At 72.5% G+C, this 23,524-nt stretch carries 25 protein-coding genes; 9 read left to right on the top strand and 16 right to left on the bottom strand.

Annotation, left to right across the window (positions count from 1 at the left end; all coding sequences use genetic code 11):
- Positions 1-7 precede the first annotated feature (7 nt).
- Both E5083_RS28070 and E5083_RS28065 read right to left on the bottom strand, forming a co-directional pair.
- Positions 8-1,069, bottom strand: a complete 1,062-nt coding sequence (locus E5083_RS28070) for an NAD-dependent epimerase/dehydratase family protein (RefSeq protein WP_135788473.1) — start codon at positions 1,067-1,069, stop codon at positions 8-10.
- Between the two features lie 383 nt (positions 1,070-1,452).
- Positions 1,453-1,635 carry a hypothetical protein gene (locus E5083_RS28065; protein ID WP_135788472.1) on the bottom strand — a complete coding sequence of 61 codons (183 nt, stop codon included), beginning with the start codon at positions 1,633-1,635 and terminating at the stop codon, positions 1,453-1,455.
- A gap of 120 nt (positions 1,636-1,755) precedes the next feature.
- On the opposite strand from E5083_RS28065, the gene E5083_RS28060 reads away from it, so the two are divergent.
- The 3 genes from E5083_RS28060 to E5083_RS28050 all read left to right on the top strand — a co-directional run bounded on the left by E5083_RS28060 (position 1,756) and on the right by E5083_RS28050 (position 3,905).
- Entirely contained in the window at positions 1,756-3,240 is a 1,485-nt protein-coding gene (locus E5083_RS28060; RefSeq protein WP_135788541.1) for an aminotransferase class I/II-fold pyridoxal phosphate-dependent enzyme, read from the top strand.
- 75 nt (positions 3,241-3,315) lie between these two features.
- Positions 3,316-3,687 carry a DUF3040 domain-containing protein gene (locus E5083_RS28055; protein ID WP_167513647.1) on the top strand — a complete coding sequence of 124 codons (372 nt, stop codon included), beginning with the start codon at positions 3,316-3,318 and terminating at the stop codon, positions 3,685-3,687.
- A gap of 14 nt (positions 3,688-3,701) precedes the next feature.
- On the top strand, positions 3,702-3,905 hold the full coding sequence (locus tag E5083_RS28050; protein WP_135788470.1) for a hypothetical protein: 204 nt from the start codon (positions 3,702-3,704) through the stop codon (positions 3,903-3,905).
- A gap of 53 nt (positions 3,906-3,958) precedes the next feature.
- Here the strand turns inward: E5083_RS28050 and E5083_RS28045 are convergent, their stop codons facing one another.
- Positions 3,959-4,378, bottom strand: a complete 420-nt coding sequence (locus tag E5083_RS28045) for a CBS domain-containing protein (protein WP_135788469.1) — start codon at positions 4,376-4,378, stop codon at positions 3,959-3,961.
- 116 nt (positions 4,379-4,494) lie between these two features.
- On the opposite strand from E5083_RS28045, the gene E5083_RS28040 reads away from it, so the two are divergent.
- Both E5083_RS28040 and E5083_RS28035 read left to right on the top strand, forming a co-directional pair.
- Positions 4,495-5,031, top strand: a complete 537-nt coding sequence (locus E5083_RS28040; RefSeq protein ID WP_135788468.1) for a cysteine hydrolase family protein — start codon at positions 4,495-4,497, stop codon at positions 5,029-5,031.
- Positions 5,032-5,113: 82 nt separating this feature from the next.
- Positions 5,114-6,160: a PucR family transcriptional regulator gene (locus E5083_RS28035; RefSeq protein WP_135788540.1), complete on the top strand. Its 1,047-nt coding sequence runs from the start codon at positions 5,114-5,116 to the stop codon at positions 6,158-6,160.
- A gap of 42 nt (positions 6,161-6,202) precedes the next feature.
- Here the strand turns inward: E5083_RS28035 and E5083_RS28030 are convergent, their stop codons facing one another.
- Positions 6,203-7,726 carry a flotillin family protein gene (locus tag E5083_RS28030; RefSeq protein ID WP_135788467.1) on the bottom strand — a complete coding sequence of 508 codons (1,524 nt, stop codon included), beginning with the start codon at positions 7,724-7,726 and terminating at the stop codon, positions 6,203-6,205.
- A gap of 75 nt (positions 7,727-7,801) precedes the next feature.
- On the bottom strand, positions 7,802-8,311 hold the full coding sequence (locus tag E5083_RS28025) for an NfeD family protein (RefSeq protein WP_135788466.1): 510 nt from the start codon (positions 8,309-8,311) through the stop codon (positions 7,802-7,804).
- Between the two features lie 261 nt (positions 8,312-8,572).
- On the opposite strand from E5083_RS28025, the gene E5083_RS28020 reads away from it, so the two are divergent.
- Complete coding sequence (locus E5083_RS28020; RefSeq protein WP_135788465.1) at positions 8,573-9,040, top strand: SRPBCC family protein; 468 nt, start codon at positions 8,573-8,575, stop codon at positions 9,038-9,040.
- Complete coding sequence (locus tag E5083_RS28015) at positions 9,033-10,664, top strand: phytoene desaturase family protein (RefSeq protein WP_135788464.1); 1,632 nt, start codon at positions 9,033-9,035, stop codon at positions 10,662-10,664. Before E5083_RS28020 ends, E5083_RS28015 begins: the two co-directional genes overlap by 8 nt.
- A 30-nt stretch (positions 10,665-10,694) precedes the next feature.
- Here the strand turns inward: E5083_RS28015 and E5083_RS28010 are convergent, their stop codons facing one another.
- From E5083_RS28010 to E5083_RS27980, 7 genes are all read right to left on the bottom strand, one after another.
- A complete protein-coding gene (locus tag E5083_RS28010) occupies positions 10,695-11,246 on the bottom strand; it encodes a type 1 glutamine amidotransferase domain-containing protein (RefSeq protein WP_135788463.1) in 552 nt (183 codons plus the stop codon).
- A gap of 104 nt (positions 11,247-11,350) precedes the next feature.
- The gene (locus E5083_RS28005; protein WP_135788462.1) at positions 11,351-12,199 is read right to left on the bottom strand and encodes an STM4011 family radical SAM protein; all 849 of its coding nucleotides are present in this window, start codon (positions 12,197-12,199) and stop codon (positions 11,351-11,353) included.
- 10 nt (positions 12,200-12,209) lie between these two features.
- Entirely contained in the window at positions 12,210-13,550 is a 1,341-nt protein-coding gene (locus tag E5083_RS28000; RefSeq protein WP_135788461.1) for an STM4012 family radical SAM protein, read from the bottom strand.
- A complete protein-coding gene (locus E5083_RS27995; RefSeq protein WP_208754176.1) occupies positions 13,547-14,359 on the bottom strand; it encodes an STM4013/SEN3800 family hydrolase in 813 nt (270 codons plus the stop codon). The genes E5083_RS28000 and E5083_RS27995 overlap by 4 nt, the downstream gene beginning before the upstream one ends.
- A gap of 46 nt (positions 14,360-14,405) precedes the next feature.
- Positions 14,406-15,551, bottom strand: coding sequence for an STM4014 family protein (locus E5083_RS27990; protein ID WP_135788459.1), 1,146 nt, complete (start codon positions 15,549-15,551; stop codon positions 14,406-14,408).
- 10 nt (positions 15,552-15,561) lie between these two features.
- Complete coding sequence (locus E5083_RS27985) at positions 15,562-16,518, bottom strand: STM4015 family protein (RefSeq protein WP_135788458.1); 957 nt, start codon at positions 16,516-16,518, stop codon at positions 15,562-15,564.
- Between the two features lie 103 nt (positions 16,519-16,621).
- Positions 16,622-16,969: a DUF1330 domain-containing protein gene (locus E5083_RS27980; protein ID WP_135788457.1), complete on the bottom strand. Its 348-nt coding sequence runs from the start codon at positions 16,967-16,969 to the stop codon at positions 16,622-16,624.
- A 279-nt stretch (positions 16,970-17,248) separates the two neighbouring features.
- Between E5083_RS27980 and E5083_RS27975 the strand changes: the two genes are divergently transcribed.
- Entirely contained in the window at positions 17,249-17,452 is a 204-nt protein-coding gene (locus E5083_RS27975; protein ID WP_007502648.1) for a cold-shock protein, read from the top strand.
- 87 nt (positions 17,453-17,539) lie between these two features.
- On the top strand, positions 17,540-19,198 hold the full coding sequence (locus tag E5083_RS27970; protein WP_135788456.1) for a DEAD/DEAH box helicase: 1,659 nt from the start codon (positions 17,540-17,542) through the stop codon (positions 19,196-19,198).
- Between the two features lie 63 nt (positions 19,199-19,261).
- Here the strand turns inward: E5083_RS27970 and E5083_RS27965 are convergent, their stop codons facing one another.
- The 4 genes from E5083_RS27965 to E5083_RS27950 all read right to left on the bottom strand — a co-directional run bounded on the left by E5083_RS27965 (position 19,262) and on the right by E5083_RS27950 (position 23,458).
- Complete coding sequence (locus E5083_RS27965) at positions 19,262-19,708, bottom strand: response regulator (RefSeq protein WP_135788455.1); 447 nt, start codon at positions 19,706-19,708, stop codon at positions 19,262-19,264.
- Entirely contained in the window at positions 19,705-21,243 is a 1,539-nt protein-coding gene (locus tag E5083_RS27960) for a sensor histidine kinase (RefSeq protein WP_135788539.1), read from the bottom strand. The genes E5083_RS27965 and E5083_RS27960 overlap by 4 nt, the downstream gene beginning before the upstream one ends.
- Positions 21,244-21,382: 139 nt before the next feature.
- Complete coding sequence (locus E5083_RS27955; RefSeq protein ID WP_135788454.1) at positions 21,383-22,606, bottom strand: PP2C family protein-serine/threonine phosphatase; 1,224 nt, start codon at positions 22,604-22,606, stop codon at positions 21,383-21,385.
- Positions 22,607-22,771: 165 nt separating this feature from the next.
- Positions 22,772-23,458, bottom strand: coding sequence for a response regulator (locus E5083_RS27950; RefSeq protein ID WP_135788453.1), 687 nt, complete (start codon positions 23,456-23,458; stop codon positions 22,772-22,774).
- Positions 23,459-23,524 lie beyond the last annotated feature (66 nt).

The following is a 23,524-nucleotide window of genomic DNA, read 5'->3' as shown; positions in this document are numbered from 1 at the left end:
GCGGGCGCTACGAGGGCAGGCGGCTCGGCGCGGGATGCCCGTACGGCTCCGGGTGGTCGCCGTTGGGCGACGCGGGCGGCCGGGCGGGCGCCGGTGCGCCGAAGCGGGCGGCGGCGAAGTGGTCGATGGTCCGCCGGATGCCCTCCTCCCAGGGCACCTGCGGGGTCCAGCCGAGCAGTTCGCGCGCCAGGGTGGTGTCGGGGCGGCGGCGCTGCGGGTCGTCGGCGGGGCGGTCCACGTACTCGATCCGGGAGCGGGAGCGGGCGAGTTCCACCACGCGCAGCGCGATGTCGCGGACGGTCACCTCGTCGGTGCCGCCGATGTTGACCGGCCGTACCGACCGGCTGGCCGCGACCAGCAGGATGCCGTCCACCGTGTCGTCGACGTAGCACAGCGACCGGGTCTGGCTGCCGTCACCGGCCACCGGCAGCGGCTCCCCCGCCAGGGCCCGGCAGACGAAGACGGGCACCGCCCGGCCGTCCAGCGGGCGCATGCGCGGGCCGTAGGTGTTGAACAGGCGCACGATGCCCGCGTCCGCGCCGTGGGCGCCCACATGGGCGGTGACCAGCGCCTCGGAGAACCGTTTGGACTCGTCGTAGACGCTGCGCGGGCCGACCGGGTTGACGTTGCCCCAGTAGTCCTCGCGCTGGGGGTGCACCAGGGGGTCGCCGTACACCTCGGAGGTGGAGGCCAGCAGGAAGCGGGCGCCGTCGCGCTCCGCCACGGCCAGCATGTTGCGGGTGCCGAGGCTCCCGCAGTCCAGGGTCTGAAGCGGCAGCCGGAGATAGTCGGCCGGGGAGGCGGGGCAGGCGAAGTGCAGGACCAGGTCGTAGGGGCCCGGCAGCCGGTCCGGGGCGCCGTCGGCGCACACGTCCTGCTCGTAGTACCGGAAGCCGGGGCGGCCGACGAGATGCGCGACGTTGGCGCGGGAGCCGGACGACAGGTTGTCGACGCAGTCGACCGCGACGCCCTGCTCGATGAGGTGCTCGCACAGATGGCTGCCGAGGAAACCGGCACCGCCGGTCACCACGGCGCGCCGCCAGGGTGTGGAAGGCGTGGCATCAGTCATGGGAGTCCTCGGTCCCGCGCCGAGTCGCACCGGTCCGTACGCCAGGGGGCGGGACCGTCACCGGGGAGGGGAGACGCGCGCTCGCACGGGGAGGTGGGGGGGAGCTGCGGATGTGAAGTGATCGCAGGAGCGATGCGGAACGTGGCGCGCTCCGCGGTCCGCCGCTCGGGGCGGCACTGTCACGGGGTTCCCAGGCCGGCAGAGTTCACACGTTGATTCCTGCTGCGGTGTCGCGCGGCCCTTCCGCCGGCGGCGGGCGCCCGGAATTCCCGAAATCCGCGCACGGGCGGGCCCGGCGGCGAAGCCACGTTCATCTCGTGAAACGTACTGCGTGAGACGTCGTGCTCGCCGCCGGGCCCGTGCCCTGGTTCAGTCGCCCTGCTTCAGTCGCCCTGGGATTCCCGCTGGGCCTCCGTGTTCGGGGTGATCGCGTCCGCCCCCTCGCCCTCGTGCCGCCGCTCCTCCGCACGCTTCTTCGGCGTCTCGGGCTTCTCGGCGTCGGCGATCTCCCGCAGCGTCTCCCCCACCGCGGTGGTGGGACGCTTCGTACGGTCGTCGTCGGACATGGTGTCTCCCTCTGTGCTCGGCGTCGTACCTCGTGCCGTCCGCTCGGGTACCCGGAGCCGCCCCGGATGTGCCTCCCCGATGCGGGCATGACCGGCGGACGATCGGGCACTCCGGGACACATGGCCTTCGACCACGAGGAAGCACCCGTACTCGACGCACTGTCCGACTACCACGCGGCGAAGGAGCTGGGCTTCACCCCGCCCGGCCACAAGCAGGCACGCGGAGCCGATCCGCGGGCGGTGGCCGTGCTGGGCGAGGCGGTGTTCGCCGGGGACGTGCTGGCCAGCGGCGGCCTGGACAGCAGGCTCAGCGGCGGCCGCGTCCTTGAGCGGGCCGAGGCGCTGATGGCGGACGCGGTCCACGCCGAGCACACCTTCTTCTCCACCTGCGGCAGCTCGCTGTCGGTCAAGGCGGCGATGCTGGCCGTGACCCGCCCGCACCGCAAGCTGCTCGTCGGTCGGGACGCCCACAAGTCGGTGATCGCCGGGCTGATCCTCTCCGGGGTGTGCCCGGTGTGGGTCGAGCCCCAGTGGGACGCGGAGCGGCACCTGGCCCACCCGCCGTCCTCCGACGCCTACGAGCGGGCCTTCACCGAGCATCCCGAGGCCGACGGCGCCCTGGTCACCAGCCCGACACCGTACGGCGCGGCGGCCGACCTGCGCGCCATCGCCGAGGTCTGCCACCGCCGGGGCAAGCCGCTCATCGTCGACGAGGCGTGGGGCGCGCATCTGCCGTTCCACGACGACCTGCCGAGCTGGGCCATGGACGCCGGGGCGGACGTCTGTGTCACCAGCATCCACAAGATGGGCAGCGGGCTCGAGCAGGGGTCGGTCTTCCACCTCCAGGGCGATCTCATCGACCCGGCCGAGCTGGCCTCCCGCGCCGACCTTCTCGGCACCACCAGCCCCAGCGTGCTGCTGTACGCGGGGATGGACGCCTGGCGGCGGCAGATGGTGCAGCACGGGGAGGAGCTGATCGGCCGCGCCCTCGGACTCGCCCGCCGGGTCCGGGAGGAGATCGAGTCCATCGACGGCATCCATGTCAACGACGCCGACGACTTCTGCGGTCCCGGTCTCGCCGCCGACTTCGATCCGCTGCCCTCCGTCATGGACATCGGCGCCCTGGGCACGACCGGGTACCGGGCCGGTGACTGGATTCGCGAGCACCACCACATCGACCTGCACCTCTTCGACCACCGGCGGATCAGCGCCCAGTTCACCCACGCCGACGACGCCGAGACGGCGGACCGGCTGCTGACGGCGCTGAAGGACCTGGTGCGGCACGCCGACAGCCTGCACGACGCGCCCGGAGTGGACGTGCCCGAGCCGCACGAACTCCGCATGGACCAGGCCGCGCTGCCGCGCGACGCCTACTTCGACGACCACACCGACGTACCGGTGGAGCAGGCGGCGGGGCGCATCGCCGCCGAGATGATCACGCCGTACCCGCCGGGCATCCCGGCCGTGCTGCCGGGCGAACGGCTCACCGAGCCCGTGCTGCGCTATCTCGTCACCGGCGTCCGTGCGGGCATGAACCTCCCGGACGCGGCCGACCCCGGCCTGAAGACCGTACGGGTGGTCGCGGAACACGGCACAGGAGATTGAACTTTTCACGTTTCAGGACAAAGCAGACGGATACCCGCACGCAGTCGTACCAACAGCTCAGAGGAAGTGTTCACGGTGGGCGCACCGAGCCTTACCCCGCAGGAATTGCGCAGTCTGGCCGAGATAGAGCAGGGCTTGAACGAGGACGAGGGGCTCGCCCGGCGGCTGAGCACCATGCGCGTCTCCAGCCGGCCGGCGACCTGGGCGCGGCGGGCGCGGCGCCGGGCGCTCGCGCTGTGGGTGACCCTCGGCGCGGTGGTGACCCTGACGCTCCTCGGCCTCGACATCGTCCTGCGGCAGTCGTATCTGACCTGGGCGATCGCGGGCGTGTGGCTGCTCACCGTGGCCGGGCTCGTGGGTCTGGTGGTGCGGGCGTGCCGTCGCTGGGAGGCGGCGGAGCGGGCCGGCCGGAAGACGCCGTGGCCGATAGATCCGACGCAGGTGTGAGGGGGGACCGGAAGATGCCGGAAGAACGGAACAGCGAGGAACCGGGAGAAACGAATCTGCCCCGCCCTCGGCGCCGGCTCACGGAGGAGGAGTTCCGTGAGCTGATGCGGGAGGCCCGGCAGGAGGCGCGCCGGCTGCGGTACGGCCGGCCGCCCGAGGAGGATTCGGCGGTGGCGCTGCGCACCCAGCACGCCGAGTTCGGCGCCGCCGCCCACTGACGCCCTTCGCCCGGCGGCCGCGTCGAGGGCCGCCGGGCGAAGACCTACGTCCGTCAGTTGTTCGGCTCGGCCGCGCTGATGTCGCCGAGGGCCGAGGTCTCGTCCCGCTCGATGGCCAGGTCGCCGAGCGCGATGATGCCCACCGCCTCGTCGCCCTCCACCACGGGCAGCCGGCGGACGGCGTGCTCGCGCATCAACTCCACGGCGTGGTCGATGCTTTCGTCCGGCCCGATGGTGACCAGGTCGTCCGAGGCGGCCTGGATCACGGTCGTCTGGTCCGGGTCCACGCCCTCGGCGAAGGCGCGTACCACCAGATCGCGGTCGCTCACCAGGCACTTCAACTCGCCGCCCTCGGTCACCAGGACGGTGCCCACGTCCTCGTCGCGCATCAGCCGGGCCACGGACGCCACCGACGCCTGCGGTTCCACGGTCACGAGTTCGCTGGTCATGATGTCGCGCACATGCTGGGCCATCACGGGCCTCCCTTCTCGTCGCTTCGTGCAAGGCGTCTGCCGGGTACCCCACGGCGCGGCTTCACACCATTTCCGGGAGGCGGGTACTCGGCCGGAGACAGGCAGAGAGGAGCGAGATGGACGCCCCCGCACTGATCGTGATCGACATGATCAACACGTACGAGCACCAGGACGCCGAGCTGCTGGTGCCCTCGGCCGAGCGGGTGGTGCCCGTGGTGGCCGACCTGATCGCCCGCGCGCGGGCGGCGGACGCGCCGGTGATCTACGCCAACGACCACTTCGGCCAGTGGCGCTCCCACCACGGCGAACTGGTCGACACCGCACTGGCCGGCCCGCACCGCGAACTCGTCGAGCCGGTCCGGCCGGACGACGACTCGATGTTCGTGGTGAAGGCCCGCCACTCCATCTTCTACGAGACGCCGATGACGTATCTGCTGTGGCAACTGGGCGTGCGGCACGTGGTGCTGTGCGGCCAGGTCACCGAACAGTGCGTGCTGTACTCCGCGCTGGACGCCCACATCCGCCATCTGGAGGTCACGGTGCCCCCGGACGCCGTCGCCTCCATCCACCCCCATCTGGAGTCGGCCGCGCTGGAGATGATGGAGCGCAACATGGGCGCCCGGCTCGTCCCGGCCAAGGAGATCGACTTCTAGGCCGGACCCCCGGCTGCGGATACGCTCCCCCGGACGGACCACGTCGGGGAGAGCGGGAGGGCACGGGGTGACCGAGCTGGACATGGCCGAGTACCTGGGCGGATACGCACGGATGCTGGCCGAGGTCTCCCGCACCGGGCGCCGCCCCACCCGTACGGAACTGGGCGAGCGGCGCGCCCTGGGCGAACGGGCCGCCGAGGCGGGGCACAGTCTCCGGGCGCTGGTGCGCGGCCACCTGGCGGCCACCCGTACCGCGTGGCCCGACGGCACCCCGGCGCGCTCGGTGGGCGGGGTGCTGGCCGCCGTCGAGCAGGCGGTGGACGCCTTCGCCGAGGGGTACGAGCGGGCCCAGCGGCTCGCCGTACGGCAGGAGGAGGCGGCACGGCGGGAGTTCATCGACGACCTGCTGTACGGCCGCAGCGACCTGGGCCGGCTGGCCGAGCGCGCCGAGCGGTTCGGCCTGGTCCTGTCCCACGCACACGCGGTCGCGGTCGCGGAGGGCCTCCAGGCGTACGTCGACACCGCCCCGGTGACCCGGCAGGTGGAGTCGGCGCTGCTCACCCGGTTCAGTGAGCGGCGCGTCCTGCTGACCACGAAGAACGGCAAGCTGATCTGCATAGCCCCCGGCGACCAGGAGGAGGTGCTCGTCCACTTCGCCGAGCAGGTGCGCGCCACCCCGGACTGCGGCCGCGTCGCCATCGGCCGCCCCCGGCAGGGCGCGGGCGGCGTGGTGCAGTCGTACGAGGAGGCGCTGAGCACGCTGGAGCTGGCGGAACGGCTGACGCTGCCCGAGCCGGTGGTGCGCGCGGCGGATCTGCTGGTGTACCCGGTGCTGCTGCGGGACCGGCAGGCGATGGCCGACCTGGTGCTCAGCGCGCTGGGCCCGCTGCGGGAGGCGCGCGGAGGCGCGGAGCCGCTGCTCGGGACGCTGGAGGCGTACTTCGACTCGGGGTGCCGGGGCGCGGAGGCCGCGCGGCGGCTGGCGCTGAGCGTGCGGGCGCTGACGTACCGGCTGGAGCGCATCCACCAGCTCACCGGCAACAACCCGGCCGACCCGGTGCACCGGTACACCTTGCAGACGGCCGTCATCGGGGCCCGGCTGCTGGGATGGCCCGCGCGGGAACTGTGAAGGGGGCCCGCCACCGAGGCGGGCCCCCTTCGCCGACCCGGCTCAGCCGGTGATCTCGACCTTGCCGTTGTCCTGGGCGGGGCGCTCCACGTTCGCGGTGGCGCGCTGGGTGACGCCCTTGAGGAGCTGGGTGAGGTCGACTCCGGTGGTGGAGCCGAGCAGTTCCAGGCCCTGGGCCACGTTGTCGGCGACCGCGCGGGGAATCCGGCCGGCGCCGTCGGTGGAGATGACCGTCATCTTGTCCACGGCGCTGAGCGGCTCGGACGCCTTGGCGACGACCTCGGGCAGCACGGAGACCAGCATCTGGAGGACGGCCGCGTCGCCGTACTGCTCGTACGCGTCCGCCTTCTTGCGCATGGCCTCGGCCTCGGCGGCGCCCTTGGCGGTGATGGCCGCGGCCTCCGCGTCGCCCTCCAGCCGGACCGCCTCGGCGGCCGCCGCACGGCGGGACCGCTCGGCCTCGCCCTGCTTGAGACCCTCGATGGCGTCGGCCTCGGCCAGCGCGCCACGGCGCTGCTTCTCGCCCTCACCGGTGAGCCGGGCCCGCTCCGCCTCGGCCTCGGCCGCCGCGATGGCCGCCAGCCGCTCCGCCTCGGCCTGCTTGACGCGGGCGACCCTGCGGGCCTCCGCCTCCTGCTCGGCGGCGTAGCGCTTGGCGTCGGCGGGCTTGCGGACCTGGGTGTCGAGCTGACGGTCGGTCAGCGCGGCCTGGCGCTCGGCGACCCGCTCCTGTTCGAGGAGGATCTCCTGCTGGCGGGCGGCCTCGGCCAGCGGTCCGGCCGCGGCGGCGCGGGCGGCGGCCTCGTCGGTCTCGGCCTTGATCTCCGCCTGCTTCAGCGCGAACGTCCGCTGGGCGACGGCGATCTCCTCCGCGGCCTTGAGCCGGGCCTGCTCGGCGGCCCGCTGGGCGACGGCCTCCGCGATGTCGGCCTCCTGCTTGGCGCGGGCGGCCTCCGGGCGGCCGAGGTCCTCCAGGTAGGAGCCCTCGGTGGTGATGTCCTGGATCTGGAACGCGTCCAGCACGAGCCCCTGCCCGGACAGGCTGGCCTCGGCCTCCTCGGCGACCTGCCCGGCGAAGGCGGCGCGGTCGCGGATGACGTCCTCGACGGACATCCGGCCGACGATGGCGCGCAGCGCGCCGGAGAGCACTTCCTGGGTGAAGCCGACGATGCCGTCCTGCTGCCTCAGGAACCGCTGGGCGGCGGCGCGGATGGAGTCCTCGGTGCCGCCGACCTTGACGATGGCGACGCCGTCCAGGTTGGCCTTCACCCCGCGCAGGGTGACCGCGCCGCGCACCGCGACCGGGATGTGCCGCGAGGACAGGTCGAGGGTGAACCGCTGCTGCACGAACGGCACGACGAACACGCCACCGCCGACGACGACCTTCTGGCCGCTGTTGTCGGTGAAGACCCGCCCGGTCTCCGGGTCGGTGGACTTCTTGCCCCGGCGCCCGGTGACGATGAACGCCTCGCTCGGCCCGGCCACCTTGTAGCGGCTGACCACGGTGAGCGCCAGCAGCACCAGGAGCACGACGACTCCGGCCACGGCGATGAACACAGGACTCATATCAAGGCCCCCATACGTTAAGACACTGAAACGTGACACCCCGTCAGGGGCGTTGAAGAAGCCGGTGGGTACGGCTCAGCGCTCCACCGGACGCACCACGACCGAGGTCGGCGACGGCACCGCCTCGACCCACACCTCGCTGCCGCGCGCCACCGGCACCGCGCTGCGGGCGGCGAACTTGACGGTCTGCCCGCCGAGCCGGACGAGGATCTCCCCGAAGCCGCCGGCCGGGATGGCCGTCACCACGTTGCCCGAGGTGCCGATCAGGTCGTTCCCGGTCGGGGTGGCGTCCGTCTGGTCGCGCAGCAGCAGCCGGCTCAGCCGGTAGGTCAGCCACGCCGTGCCCACCCCCGCCACCGCGCCGATCGCGGTGGCCCCCACCGGGGCGACGCCGAGACCCTCGTGGGCGATGACTCCGCCGAAGCCGGTCATCGACAGGAACCCCGCGATGACCGGCAGCGACAGCCACCCGTCGAGCGCGCCCCCCAGCGCGCCGTCGAACAGGCCGTCCAGCAGCCCGTCGAAGATCAGCGACAGGACGAGCAGCACGACCCCCGTGATGCCGATTCCAAGAAACCAGGCCATCCGCGCCGTCCCCCTTCCGCCCGCCGCTGATCTCCGGCTTGGCGGAATGGTCACACAGTGTCTTGGTCATTTCATTGCCAGTTTCCGGCAGTTTTTACGCTTCTTTTATGCCGCCTTGACGCCGGACGAGGCCGCCGCCCCGAGGGCCGTTCGCGTCATCCGTTCGGGGCGGGGACGCGTGATCCGTGGTCACCGGGTTACTCGTGCGGCAGTGCGCGGGCGCTCCCGGCCCGCGCCGGGTGCTGCGCGAAGGAGGAAACCGTGGCCATCCGGTACCAGCTCATCCGGCGTCCGCCGGCCGCCGTCTGGAAGGTGCTCGAACAGCCTTCCTGCTACGCGGACTGGGTCGTGGGCACCCACGAGACCGCACCCCGCGACGGCGACTGGCCGGAGCTGGGCTCGTCCCTCGCCTTCAACCTCAAGATCGGCCCGCGCCGCGTCGACGGCTACACCGTGGTGCGCCGCTACGAGCCACCCCGGTACCTCGAACTGGAGGCCAAGGTTCCCATCGGCAGCGCCCGCATCGCCATCGACGTACGCGACTGGGGCGGTGAGTCCCTCGTCATCGTGGACGAGCACCCGCTGCGCGGGCTGGGCGGCACGCTGCACAACGTCGTGCTCGACACCGTGATCCAGTTCCGGCACCGGGACATGCTGAGCCGGCTGGCCAAGCTGGTCGAGCGGCAGAGCCCGCGCACCGCCGACGCCGGGGAGGCGGGCCATGGCTGACGCGGTGATCATCGGCTCCGGGCCGAACGGGCTGGTCGCGGCCAACCTGCTGGCCGACCAGGGCTGGAGCGTGGAGGTGCTGGAGGCCCAGGACCGGCCCGGCGGCGCCGTGTACAGCGACCGGGGGGTCCACCCCGACTTCGTCAACGACGTCTTCAGCTCCTTCTACCCCCTGGCCGCCGCCTCCCCGGTGATCGACGGGCTCCGGCTGGAGGAGCACGGGCTGCGCTGGACGCACGCCCCGCACGTGCTGGCCCACCCGCTGGCCGACGACCGCTGCGCGCTGATCGACCGGGACGTCAACGTCACCGCCGAGGTCCTGGAGAAGCTCTGCCCCGGCGACGGCCGCGCCTGGCGCGCCCAGTACGCGACCTGGGACCGGGTCGGCTCCGACCTGCTCCAGGCGCTGTTCAGCACGATGCCGCCGGTCCGGGCGCTGGCCGGGCTCGGTCTGAAGCTGCGTGGCGGCGGCGCCCTGCGCCTGGCCCGCTCCATGCTGCTGCCGGTGCGCCGCCTCGGCGAGGAGGAGTTCGACGGCGAGGGAGCCAGGCTGCTGCTCGCGGGCAACGCCCTGCACGCGGACCTGGGTCCGGAGTCGGCGATCGGCGGCGGCTTCGGCTGGATCATGTCGATGCTCGGCCAGCAGTTCGGCTTCCCCGTGCCGGTGGGCGGCGCGGTCGGCCTCACGGACGCACTGGTCAGCCGACTTGAGCGGCGGGGCGGTGTGATCCGCTACGGGGAGCCGGTGACGGAGATCGTGGTGGAGCGCGGCCGGGCCGTCGCGGTCCGTACGGCAAGCGGCGACACGGTCCCGGCCCGGCGCGCCGTGCTCGCGGACGTCTCCGCGCCCGTCCTCTACAACCAGTTGGTCGCCCCCGAGCATCTGCCCTCACAGGTTCTCGAGGACATGCGGCGCTTCCAGTGGGACTTCGCCACCTTCAAGGTCGACTGGGCGCTGGACTCCACCATCCCGTGGCGGGCCGGGGCGGCGGCCGGCGCGGGCACCGTACATCTGGCGGACAGCGTGGACGACCTCACCCGGTTCGCCGCCCAGATCGCCATGGGCCAGATCCCCGACAACCCGTTCCTGCTGGTCGGGCAGATGACCACCGCCGACCCGACCCGGTCGCCCGCGGGCACCGAGTCCGCCTGGGCCTACACCCATCTGCCGCGCGACGTGCGCGGCGACGCCGGGGACGCCGGGCTCACCGGCTCGTGGGACGCGGCCGAGCGGGAGGTCATGGCGGACCGGATGGAGCAGCGGATCGAGCAGTTCGCGCCCGGATTCCGCGCCCGGATTCTGAGCCGGCGCGTGCTGTCGCCGCTCACCCTCCAGTCGAAGGACGCCAATCTCAGCGTGGGCGCCCTCAACGGCGGCACCACCGCCCTGCACCAGCAGGCCGTCTTCCGGCCCATCCCCGGCACCGGCCGCCCCGAGACACCGGTCCGGGGGCTGTATCTGGCCTCCTCCTCCGCGCATCCCGGCGGCGGGGTGCACGGCGCTCCCGGTGCCAACGCGGCGCGGGCCGCGCTCGGCATCCGCCGGTCCTTCGCGGAGGTGATGTCCCTGGTGCAGCGGACCCTGACACGCGGAAGCGGGGCGGCCGCGGTGGGAAACCGCTGACCGCCCCGCTCCGCGCGGGCCCCTGGGGGCTCAGCCCTCCAGGCTGCGGATGATCGCGGAGGAGAAGGCGTCGAGATCACCGGGGTTGCGCGAGGTGATCAGGGTGTGGCCGCCCTCGGTGTCGACCACGACCTCCTGGTCCGTCCAGTTGGCGCCCGCGTTGACCAGGTCTTCCATCAGCGTCTGGTAGGAGGTCATGTCGCGGCCTTCGGTGAGTTCGCTGTTCACCAGCAGCCAGGGGCCGTGGCAGACCGACGCCACCGGCTTGCCCTCCCGGGCGAACGCGGTGACCAGGCGCTGTGCGTCCTCGTCGATGCGCAACTGGTCGGCGTTGAGGGTGCCGCCGGGCACCACCACCGCGTCGTAGCCGTCCGACGTCGCCTCCGCGAGCGTGGTGTCCGGCTCGACCTTGTCGCCGGGGTCCTTGTCGAGGACGAGGGTGGCGATGGCCTCCGGCTTCTGAGCCGCGATCACGACGCGGGCACCCGCCTCGCGCAGGGCGGCCACCGGCTTCGTCAGTTCGTCTTGTTCCGTCCCGTAGTTCGTCGTGAGAACGAGGACGCTCTTGCCGTCGAGAGCCATGGGTTCGTACTCCTCCCGTCTCCCCCTGTTTCCCGGTGCGGAAGTCGCCCGTGGCGGCGTCCGGTGCCGGTCTTACCTGCACCGGCTGCCCCTTTGGCCCCGGTTCATTCGACGCCGGCCGGAATCCTTTCCAGCACCCCGCCCGCGAACACGTCGTACAGCGGCAGGGTCTCCAGATGGACGTATCCGATGTGGCAGTCGCAGCTCGTCAGCGGGCAGGGGCGGGGGCGCAGCGCGGCCCGGTAGGAGCCGTCGTAGAGGTTGCCGAGTTCCGCCGGGACGAAGTGGCAGCGGCGGACCGTGCCGTCACCGTCCACCGAGATCACGGACTCCCCGGTACGGCACGGCAGCCCGGCACTGGCGTGCGGATGCCGGCTGTACGGGAAGAGCGGGTCGATCCCGGTCCACACCCCGGCCTCCGCGTCGTCGTAGGTGTGCCCCTCGGCCGCGTTCACCCACAGGTACACCCGCTCCGGCAGCTCGGCCCGCAGCCGCCGGGCCGCGTCGAGGTGCTCGGGCAGCCCGACGATGCCGACGCTGTAGCGGACGCCGAGCCGGTCCAGCTCCCGGCACTTGCCGAGGAACCGGTCGTAGGGCGTCTGGCCGGGGTGGTACGTGCACCAGAGCGCCAGGGTGTCGCGGTCGGCGTCGGCCAGCCAGTCGGTGCGGCAGCTCAGGTTGGTCTGGATGGCGACGCGGCGGATGTGCGGGAGGTGGGAGAGGTCGGTCAGGGCGCGCCGGTACCAGGACCGCACCAGCCCCTCGCCCCAGGGCGTGAACAGCGCCGAGAGCCGGTCCTCGGTACGGCCGGCGGCCCAGCCGGCGAACCGCTCCAGGCTCGCCCGGTCGGCCCGCAACTGCTCCCGGCTGTCCCGGCGCTTGGCGAAGGGGCAGTACGGACAGTCGTAGTCACAGGAGGCCAGCGGGCCCCGGTACAGGATGGTCAGGTCCATGACGGGCGGCTCACTTGCGCTCGTAGGCGGCCATCGCGGCCCGCACGGCCGGGGAGAACAGCTCGGGGCCGAGCGCGTCGGAGTGGGCCAGCCCCTCCGGGGTCAGCCGCAGCACCGGGCCGGACTCCAGCCAGCCCAGGTCCGCGAACCGCGCCAGCTCGGCCGGGAAGTCCTCGGCCGGTGCACGTCCGCCGAACCGGGCCCGGTAGTCGGCGACCGCCATTCCGTCCGCCTGGAGCAGCGACTGCAGCAGATGGCGGCGGCGCGGCTCGTCCCCGCTCATCCGGCGCCCGTACTCGGCGTGCGCGAAGTCGGCGGCGGGGCGGGTGACGTAGTCGTCGATGATGTCGCGGATCTCGTGCATGCCGACGGCGTAGTCGAAGGAGTAGTGCAGCCCGGCGGTGTACGAGCGGGCCCCGCAGCCCAGGCCGATCATGCCGTCGGTCTGGCAGGCGTAGTCGTCGGCGCCCTCGGCCGGGGCGTCGGCGCGGCGGAACATCCGCATGGACCGCTGCTCGTAGCCGTGCGCGAGGAGATGGTCGCGGCCGGCGCGGTACAGGCGCAGCCGCTGCTCGTCCCACTCCGGGTCGGCGGCGTCGCCGCGCCGGCCGAGGCCGGTCAGCGGGCGTATGTAGAGCGGGTAGAGGTACAGCTCCTCGGGCCGCCAGGCCAGGGCGGCGTCCAGCGAGCGCAGCCAGGTCCGCTCGGTCTGTCCGTCGATGCCGTAGATCAGGTCGATGTTGAGCACGGGTATCCCCACCTCCCGCACCCGCCCGAGCGCCGCCTCCACATCGGCCCGGCGCTGCGGGCGTACGGCGGCCCGCGCCTCGGTGTCGTCGAAGCTCTGCACGCCGAGGCTGAGGCGGGTGGCGCCGCGCTCGGCCAGGACTTCGAGCCGGTCCGCGGTGGCCGTGGCCGGGGACGCCTCCACCGAGAGCGGGACGGCGCGCAGGTCGGCGCCCATCCGGTGCTCGGCGATGTCGCAGAGCCGGGTCAGCTCGGCGGCGGTGAGGAAGGTCGGCGTGCCTCCCCCGAAGGCGGCCGTGGCGAACCGGACCGGCGCCCGCTCCCCCAGCGCCTCCCGCACCGCGCCCGCCTGCCGCTCCAGCGCGTCGAGATAGGCCCCGGTGAAACCGTCCGGGGCGCCGATGCGGGTGAACAGGTTGCAGAACCCGCAGCGCACCTCGCAGAACGGGATGTGCAGATAGAGCGACAGCGCGTCCTTGGGCTCACCCGCCCAGAGGTCCTTCAGCAACGGCCGGTCGTCGAGCTTCCGGTACGCGGTCTTGTGCGGGTAGGCGTACACGTAACTCTGGTACGGGGCCGGGGCGGTCGCGGTGGCCGTGGTCATCGGGTGGCCCCCTGGTCGAGCAGGAAGTGGGCGTAGGGGACGGTCCACACCGACTCGTGGCCGATGCGGTGGCCGGTCCAGCCGTCGTCGCCGTAGGCGGTGCCGTGGTCGGAGCAGACGAGGGCGAAACAGGGCCGGCGGCTGCTCATGGCGGTGAACAGGCGGCCGATGTGCCGGTCCACGTACTCCAGCGCGGCGGCGTGGGTGGCGCGGGAGTCGCCGTCCTCTTTGCGCGCGCCGGGCAGATGGAACCAGTTGGGCTGGTGCAGCGCCGAGACGTTGACGAAGAGGAACAGCGGCTGCTCCGGTGCCGTCCGGGCGGCGATCTCCTCGGCGCGGGCCACCTGGGACTCGAAGGAGGCCGGGGAGGTGACCCCGAACTCCGGCTCCCAGTGCGACTCCTCGAAGAGGCCGGGCAGCACCGAGCCGAGCGCGCCCTGCTTGTTGAAGAAGCCCACTCCTCCGACGCACGCCGTGCGGTAGCCCGCCTTGGCGAGGCCGGAGACCAGATCGGGGGTGTCGTAGACGAAGGTGCCGTCGGCCGTGGTCTCGCTGCCCGCGAAGTCGGCGGCGAACAGGCGCGGATGGCGCCCGGGTTCGGCCGGGGTGGGCAGGAAGCCCGCGAACATCGCCTGGTGGGAGGCGTAGGTGAAGCTGCCCGGCGCGTGCCGCTTCTCCCAGCGGCCGCCGGGGAGACGGCGGGCGAAGTTCGGGATGCGGCCGGCCTCGGCGAGTTCGGCGGCCACGTCGTACCGGAGGGTGTCGAGGGTGACCAGCAGGATGTCGTGGCTGCCGACGATCCGGTTCATGTCCGGTACGCCGGGGGCCGCTTCGGGCAGTCGGGCGGTGGCCGGGTCAGACGCTGACATGGGTGGTTCCTGTTCTGTGCGGGTGGTGCGGGCCGGGCCGCCCGGTGAGCGGGGCCCGGCGCAGTGCGGCGGCGACCTGCGCCGCGTAGGTGTCGAGGCCCTCGGCGCCGCCGCCGGGCAGGCCGGTGAGCCGGGGCAGCAGATCGCCGAAGGCGTTGACCTCGCCGACGAAGGCGCGGCGCCAGCCGACGGCGGGCAGCAGGTCGACGCCGACGCAGAGGGTGTCCGGGAAGCAGCCCGCGGCCCGCTCGCAGATCCCGAGCACCTCCGGCCAGCGCAGGCCCGCGCTCTCAGCGGCCTGCCGGGCCCCGGACAGATCGCCCCGGCGGCCGCCGAGGTGGAGGTTGGTGAGCGGTCCGACGCTGGTGCGGACCACGGCGTGGGTGGCGCGGCCGTCCACCACGACCACCCTGAGGTCGGCGGCGCGGCCGTCCTGGGACGCCTTGGGCACCCAGCGCTCCAGGTGCAGCCCGTCCGGGGCGAGCGCGTCGACGATCGCGGCGATGTCCCGCTCCCGCTGGTAGCGGCGCACCTTGAGGGAGTTGAACAGCCGCCCCCCGGGGTCGAGTTCGACAGAGGTGGTGGCCCTGATCCGGCCTCCCCCGGCCGAGTCGACGGCGAGCACCCCGGAGGCCGACGAGCCGTGCGCGGGCTTGACGAACAGCCGGGGCATCCGGTGCTCCCGCATCAGCGCCCGCACGTCGTCCCAGCCGCGCACCGGGGCACCGGCCGCGCCGGAGGTGGGTGACTCCGGCACCGGTACGCCCGCCGCCGCCAGGACCGCGTGACAGCGCCGCTTGTCGAACATGACCGCCACGTCCTCGGTACCGTCCAGCCGGATGCCCCCGCGTAGCGTGCCCAGGGCCGCCGTGAAGCGCCGGTACCAGCGGGCCGTGCCCTCCACGCGGGTCGGGTCGGGCATCCCCCGCAGCAGCAGGTCGACCTCCGTGTCCTCGCCGGGCGAGTCCACCCGGACGATCTCCTCGTCCCCGAACTCGGCGCCGCCCGCGCGCAGTACGTCCAGCCAGGGCACCACGCGGGGCGCGGGCAGCCCGGCGGCCCGGACGGCCTCCGCGAACAGGGTCACCCTGCGGCCGCCGGGGTTGCCGACCACCGCGAAACACCGGTTCATGGCAGGACGCTCACTCGCCGATGGCCACGAAGCGCTGCACGGTGCCGTCCTCGTTCTCGTACGAGTCCGCGTTGTCCTCGTCCAGGTCGAGCCGGACGCCCGCCGGTTCGAGCGTCTCGCGGAGGCGCTGCTGGAGGGGCTCGGTGATGTAGTGGTGGTGCAGGTCGAGGAAGGCGAGGTGGGTCAGCGACTGACCGGCGAGCAGTGCGGCGGCGCCCTCGTCGCCCAGGGTGCCCATGGAGAGGTCCAGCGTCTGAAGCCGGGCGACCACGGGCGCGGAGGCGACGGCGGCCGCGATCCCGTCCTGTATCTCGCTGTTGCGCAGCCCCAGATGACGCAGCGCGGGCAGCCGGGTGCCGGCGAGGATCGGCTCCAGGTCGGACACCGTGGTGTCGGCGCCGTACTCCGAGTCGCCGAGCCACAGTTCGAGGTGCTCCAGCGCGGGCAGGCCGCTGCCGCCGACGCCCCGGACGACCTCCACGGGCAGTCCGCCGGTCTCCACGACCAGCTTGCGCAGCGCGGTGTGCTCCAGCGCGGTGAACTCCAGCCCGGTGCCCCCGCGCACGCCGAACTCGGCCAGCTCCGGGAAGCCGGTGAGCAGTCCGGTGACGTCGGTCTGCTGAATCCAGGAGAGTTCGGCCTCCTCCATGACGAGGTCGCCGAGGAACAGCGCGCGCAGGGCGGGCAGCCGGTCACGGGCCGCGAGCAGGGCCGCTATCACGGCGGAGGAGTCCGTCTCGTACGCGTCCGTCCAGGCGCCGACGATCAGCGCCCGTACCCGTGTGGTGTCCACGGTGGCGAGGAAGCGGACGAAGGCGTCCTCCCACTCCTCGTCCGCGTCGTACACGTCCCCGGCGACCCGCCAGGCGACGGCGTCGGGCTCGGGCAGCTCGGCCTTCGCGCCGGGTCCGGGGAAGGCGAACGCGGGGAGGCCGTACAGCTCCTCCAAGTGGTGACCGATGGTCATGCGGGCTGCTCCTGACGTGCGATGGGCGCGAACGTGTGCGGTCCACGGCGTACGCAGGACTTTCTACCAACTCGCACTGACAACCGGTCACGCCTGTGGACAACTACTCGCCGGCCGGCGCCTCACGCAGCGTCTTCGCGGTGGTGGCCGGGTCGTACCCCTCGGGGACCCCGTCGACCAGGATGATGTCGCCCGCGATGTGCCGGGAGCGCAGCGGGGCGATCTCCCGGTAGGCGGGCGAGTCCCACCAGGCCCGCGCCTCGGTGATCCCGGGGAACCCGATGATCACGACATGCCCGGCCCACTCCCCCTCCTTCACCTCGTGCTGGGCGCCGTGCACGAGGAAGCGGCCGCCGTACGGCTCGAAGGTGGCGGTGACGCGCTCGATGTACTCCGCGATCTCGGGGTGCGGCGCGGCCTCGCGGAGATGGGCTACGGCGTAGGCGGTCATGGGTCCTCCACGGCGTCGGCGATCATCGGATCTTCGTACCCCGGCGATGCTTCCACCCCCGCCGACCGGCGTCGATGGTCCGTCGGAAGATCGACTCCGACACGCCGTGCTGTGAGATCCACCCCCTCCGCCGGGCCGCACGTGTGCTAGTCTTTCTCTTGTTGCAGTTGTGGTACCCATGAACTTTATGTGCGCCTGACGGGAAATGTTTTCTCTTTGGGCGCATTTTGTTTTCCGGCATCTTCCGGATGGGGCCTCTGCCATCAGAAGGAGAAAGTCATGGCACAGGGAACCGTCAAGTGGTTCAACTCTGAAAAGGGTTTCGGCTTCATCGAGCAGGACGGTGGCGGTCCGGACGTCTTCGCCCACTACTCGAACATCGCCACCCAGGGCTTCCGTGAGCTCCAGGAGGGCCAGCGGGTCAGCTTCGACGTCACGCAGGGCCAGAAGGGCCCGCAGGCCGAGAACATCGTTCCCGCCTAATTGCGGGACGCGTATTCCGCTCACCGGGGTCCGCACCGTCATGGTGCGGACCCCGGTTTGTGCTGTGTTGAGGAAGGCAGTAACCGCATGCCCCGCAGGTATCAGAAGCCGAACCGCGGCTCGTCGCCGTCCAGGCCCTCGTCTGCTCCCCAGGCTCCCCAGGAATTCCGCCTGCCGGAGAGCACGACGCCCGCACTGCCCGCCGTCGCTGAGTTCGCCGACCTCGACATGCCCGCGGCACTGCTGAAGACGCTCACCGCGCAAGGGGTGACCACCCCCTTCCCCATCCAGGCCGCCACGCTGCCCAACTCGCTGGCCGGCCGGGATCTCCTGGGCCGTGGCCGCACCGGCTCCGGCAAGACCCTCGCCTTCGGCCTCGCCCTCCTCGCCCGTACGGCGGGCCGGCGCGCCGAGCCCAAGGCGCCCCTCTCACTGATCCTGGTGCCCACCCGCGAGCTGGCCCAGCAGGTGACCGACGCGCTGACCCCGTACGCGACGGCGGTCAACCTGCGGATGGCGACCGTGGTCGGCGGTCTGTCGATCACCAAGCAGGCCGCCACGCTCCGGCGCGGTGTCGAGGTGCTGGTGGCGAGCCCCGGCCGCCTCAACGACCTGGTGGAGCGCGGCGACTGCGTGCTGCACGACGTCGGCATCACGGTGCTGGACGAGGCCGACCAGATGACCGACATGGGCTTCCTGCCGCAGATCACCCGGCTGATCCAGCAGGTGCGCCCCGACGGCCAGCGGATGCTGTTCTCGGCCACCCTGGACAAGAACATCGACAAGCTGGTGCAGCGGTTCCTGACCGACCCCGTGGTGCACTCGGTGGACCCGTCCGCCGGTGCGGTGACCACGATGGAGCACCACCTGCTCCACCTCCAGGACGAGACCGACAAGAAGGCCGTCACCACGCGCATCGCGGCCCGTGACGGCCGGGTCATCCTGTTCCTGGACACCAAGCGCTCCGCCGACCGGCTCGCCAAGCGGCTGCTCTCGGTCGGCGTCCGCGCCGCCGCCCTGCACGGCGGCCGCTCCCAGCCGCAGCGCAACCGCGCCCTGGAGCAGTTCAAGACCGGCGAGATCACCGCGCTGGTGGCGACGAACGTCGCGGCGCGCGGTATACACATCGACGACCTCGACCTCGTCGTGAACGTCGACCCGCCGACCGACCACAAGGACTACCTGCACCGCGGCGGCCGCACCGCCCGCGCGGGTGGTTCCGGCAGCGTGGTCACGCTGGTGCTGCCCGAGCAGAAGCGGGAGGTCAACCAGCTCATGTCGGCCGCCGGCATCCGCCCGAAGACCGCCCGCGTCACCTCCAGCGCGCCCGAGCTGGTCACCATCACCGGCGCTCGTGAGCCCTCCGGCGTGGCCGTGGTCGTCGCGGTCCCGGAGCCCACGCCGCCGAAGGCGCGTCCGGCCCGCAGGTCCGGTGCCGGTGCCGAGGGTGCCGGCCGCGCCGGCCGCCGTCGTCGCCCGGCCGGTGCCGGCGAGGGCGCGGGCGGCCAGGGCCGCAAGCCCGAGGGCCGGTCCAAGCCGGGCACGGCGGGCGCCGGTGCGTCCGGTGGCCGCCGTACCAGCGCCGAGGGTGCCAAGGGCGGGGGCGCCTCCGGGCGCCGTAGCGCCGGTGGCGCGGCTCCCGGCAAGACGGGCGCGCGCGGCACCGCCCGCAGGGCGCCGGGTGAGCGCACGGCGGGCACCGGCGGCTCCGACCGCCGTGGCGGCCGCCGCCCGGCCGCGAGCTGAGCGCGAAGAAGAAACAGAACGCCCCCCGACCGGGCCGGTCGGGGGGTGTTTCGCGTATCCGGCTCACTTCCGCCGGGGCAGGCGGACCACCTGGACGAAGAAGTCGTCGATCTGGCGGACGGCGGCGATGAACTGGTCGAGGTCGACCGGCTTGGTGACATACGCGTTGGCGTGCAGCTTGTAGCTGCGGAGGATGTCCTCCTCGGCCGCCGAGGTGGTCAGGACGACCACCGGGATGTCCGCGAGGTCCTGGTCGGACTTGATGCGCTCCAGGACCTGACGCCCGTCGTACTTGGGCAGGTTGAGGTCGAGCAGGATCAGGTCGGGCCGGGGCGCGCCGGTGTGGTTGCCGCGCCGGTAGAGGAAGTCGAGCGCCTCCTCGCCGTCGCGGACCACGTGCAGCGTGTTGCCGATCTTGTTGTCCTCGAACGCCTCCCGGGTCATCAGCTCGTCACCGGGGTCGTCCTCCACCAGGAGGACGTCGATCGGGGTGGCGTCGGGAGTCGTCATGTGAGGGCCTTCTCCTGGGTGATGCCGGGCTCGTCCGGGGCGGTGGCCACGGGCAGGGTGAAGCGGAAACGGGTGCCGTCGGTGTGCTCGGTGTCCAGCCAGATCCTGCCGCCGTGATGTTCCACGATCTTCTTGCAGAGTGCCAGACCGATCCCGGTACCACCGTAGGCGTCCCGGCTGTGCAGTCGCTGGAAGATGACGAAGACCTTGTCGGCGAACTCGCCGGGGATGCCGATGCCGTTGTCCGTGACGCTGAGCTGGACGCTGCCGGGCTCGTCCGGGTCGGGCTCGCAGGTGACGGTGACCTGCGGGGCGCGGTCGGGGTGGCGGAACTTCAGGGCGTTGCCGATCAGGTTCTGCCAGAGCATGGTGAACAGGGTGGGGTCGCCCACCACCTCGGGCATCTCCTGGGGCCGTTCCACGCGGGCGCCGGACTCCTCCACGGCGGCGGCGAGGTTCATCATCGCCTTCTCCAGCGTCTTGTCCAGGCCGACGGGCACGCGGTCGTCGGTGAGACGGCCGACGCGGGAGAAGGTGAGCAGGTCGTTGATGAGCACCTGCATGCGCTTGGCGCCGTCCACCGCGAAGTCGATGTACTGCCGGCCGCGGTCGTCCAGCTTGTCGTAGTACCGCTTCTCCAGGAGCTGGCAGAAGGAGGCGACCTTGCGCAGCGGTTCCTGGAGGTCGTGGGAGGCGACGTAGGCGAACTGTTCCAGCTCGACGTTGGAGCGGCGCAGTTCGACCGCCTGGGCGTCCAGGTCGGCGGCCTGGGTGGTGAGGATGCGCTGCTGGGTGTGGGAGGCGTCCAGCTCGGCCACGATCCGCTTGCGCATGCCCTCCACGTCGACGGCCACGGCGGTCAGGTCGGCCGGCCCGGCGCCGGTGATGACGTGGTCGAAGTCGCCGCCCGCGACCCGGCGGGAGGCGGTGCGCAGCCGCTCCAGGGGCCGGGTGACGAGCAGGCGGACGAAGACGGCGAGGACCAGGCCGGTCAGCAGGAACGCGGCGACCATGGCGACGAGCACCGAGTTGCGCAGGGTGCGTTCGTGGGCGATGTGGGCGCGGCCGTCCTCGACCACGCGGGTCAGGTGGGCGTTCTGGTCGGCCCAGCTCTTGCGCAGCTTGTCGAAGTCCTCCTTGCCGCGTTCCACCTTGCGCAGGTCGACGGCCTTGGGGGCGCCGGGGGTGACGGAGCCGACGAGCGGCTCGGCGTAGGTGAGGCGCCACTGGGCCGCCTGGCGCTCGACGGCGTCCAGGTCGGCTCGCAGGTCGGGGCGGTCACCGACAAGACGGCGCAGCCGGTCGGCCGACTGCGCCTCGTTCTTCTTGCCCTCGGTGTACGGGGTGAGGAAGCGCTTGTCGGCGCTGATGGCGTAGCCCCGGATGCCGGTCTCCTGGTTGACCAGGGCGGCCTGGAGCCGGTACGCCTCCGTCTGCGCGGGCTGGACGCCCAGCAGCAGCTTGTCGGTGGCGTCGGCGGTGCGGTTGAGGAGGTTGGCGCCCACCACGGTGCCGACCAGCACCAGGAGGGTCATGAGCGACAGCACGAGGTAGAACCAGCCCTGCACGGTCAGGCGGCGCCCGGTCCACGGCTTGCCCGCGAGGTTGTTCACCCTGTGCTCCGTACCGACTCGTCACTCACGCGTCCCACTCGTTTCTCTCGTCTCACGTTTCTCAGTTCCAGCTCACATGGACGACGGCGACGTCGTCCGCGAGCCCGCCCTGTTCCTCGGCCAGTCCCTCGGCCTCGCCGATGAGCCGGTCCACGAACTCGTCGGGCGCCAGTCCGGCCGCCTCGCGGGCGAGTTCGAGCAGCCCCTCCTCGCCGAGGCGCTGCGGGCCCCGGCTGACGTGCCCCTCGAACAGCCCGTCGGTGAACAGGACGACGGAGGCGCCCGGCGGCACCGGCAGTTCCGCGGTGGGCCAGCGGGCACCGCCGGGGATGAGGCCCAGCGCGGGTCCGCCCGGCACCTCGACCCAGTCCACGTCCCGGGGACCGCGCCGCAGCAGTCCGTGGTGGCCGGCCCGCACCACGGTGGCGTGCTGCTCACCGGGTACGGCGGACAGGCTGACCAGGGTGGCGAAGACCTCGTCCCGGGCGCGCTCGGCGACCAGGATCTCCTCCAGGCGAGCCACCTGCTCGACGCCGGTGATACCGCTGAGGACCAGTGTGCGCCAGGCTATCCGCAGGGCGACACCGAGGGCGGCCTCGTCCGGGCCGTGCCCGGAGACGTCCCCGACGACGGCGTGCACGGTGCCGTCCGCGCTCTGCACGATGTCGTAGAAGTCGCCGCCGAGCAGCGCCTGGGCGCGGCCGGGGCGGTAGCGGGCGACGACCTGGACGCCGTCGGCGCGCAGCAGCGGGCGGGGCAGCAGGCCGCGTTCCAGGCGGGCGTTCTCCTGGGCCTGCATCAGGCTGGCCTGGAGCGCCACCGCCGACTGCTCGGCCTGCTTGCGCTGGATCGCGTAGCGGACCGCGCGGCCGAAGAGTTCGGGTTCGACGCGGCCCTTGACCAGGTAGTCCTGGGCGCCGGCGGTGACCGCGGCGAGCCCGGTCTGCTCCTCGGCGAGGCCGGTGAGGACGACGATGGCCACCCGGTCGGCGTGCGCCTTGACCAGGGAGACCGCTTCCAGACCGCTCGCGTCCGGCAGGTGCAGGTCGAGCAGGACGCAGTCCGGGCGCTCGGTGGCGAGCACCCCGGCGGCCTCGGCCATCGAACGCACCCAGCGCAGCCGCATCTTCAGGGCGCTGTCGGCGACCAGTTCCTCGACCAGCAGCGCGTCGCCGGCATCGTCCTCCACCAGCAGTACGGACGGCTGTCGCTCGTCCCACTCCGTGTCGATCCCGTCCACGGTCACCGGCATCAGCTCATCGGCATCAGCCCGCGACGTCACCATGGTCCCGCCCTTTCCGCGCCGCTCGTGCCGCCCGCCGTCATAAGTTGTCGACCGACAACATTGGATGAGCATACTCAGTGCGAAGATCCGGGCGTGACCAGTCCGGGTGACATCATTCACCCATCCGGACTCGAACGCGACGACATGGTGCCGGTCGGTGCGGGTTCAGCCCTCGAAGCGATAGCCCATGCCGGGCTCGGTGATGAGGTAGCGCGGGTGGGCGGGGTCCGCCTCCAGCTTGCGGCGTAGCTGGGCCATGTAGACGCGCAGGTAGTTCGTGCGGTCGCTCAGGGAGACCCCCCAGACCTCGCGCAGCAGGTGTTTCCGGCTCACCAGGCGGCCGGGGCTGGTGACAAGTATCTCCAGCAGATGCCACTCGGTCGGGGTGAGGCGGATGTCACGCCCGTCGCGCACCGCCTTCTTGGCGGCGAGGTCCAGGGTGAAGTCGGCCGTCCGCACCAGGGTGGTCTCCGGGGCGGCCCGGCCGGCCTCGGTACGGCGGACGGCGGCGCGGAGCCGGGCCAGGAGTTCGTCCATGCTGAACGGCTTGGTGACGTAGTCGTCGGCCCCGGCGTCCAGTGCGGCGACCTTCTCCTCGGACGCCTGGCGGGCGGAGAGGACGAGGATCGGCACCCGGCTGCGGCCGCCGCGCAGGGACCGTATGACGTCGGCGCCGTCCATGTCGGGCAGCCCGAGGTCGAGCACCACCACGTCCGGCCCGCGGTCGGCCGCGAGCCGGAGCGCGGTGGCGCCGTCCGGGGCCGCGTCGACGGCGTACCGGCGGGCCTTGAGGTTGATCACGAGGGCCCGTACGAGCTGCGGGTCGTCCTCCACCACGAGCACCCGTGTCATGGACGCGCGCCCTCCTGTCGTACGCCTCAGTGGACCGAGGGCAGCAACCTACGGCATCGGGGCGGG

This window comes from Streptomyces bauhiniae (assembly GCF_004784475.1).
Classification (GTDB): Bacteria; Actinomycetota; Actinomycetes; order Streptomycetales; family Streptomycetaceae; genus Streptomyces; species Streptomyces seoulensis.
The sequence above is the reverse complement of the archived record's forward strand: the minus strand, read 5'-3'. Positions and strand labels throughout refer to the sequence as shown.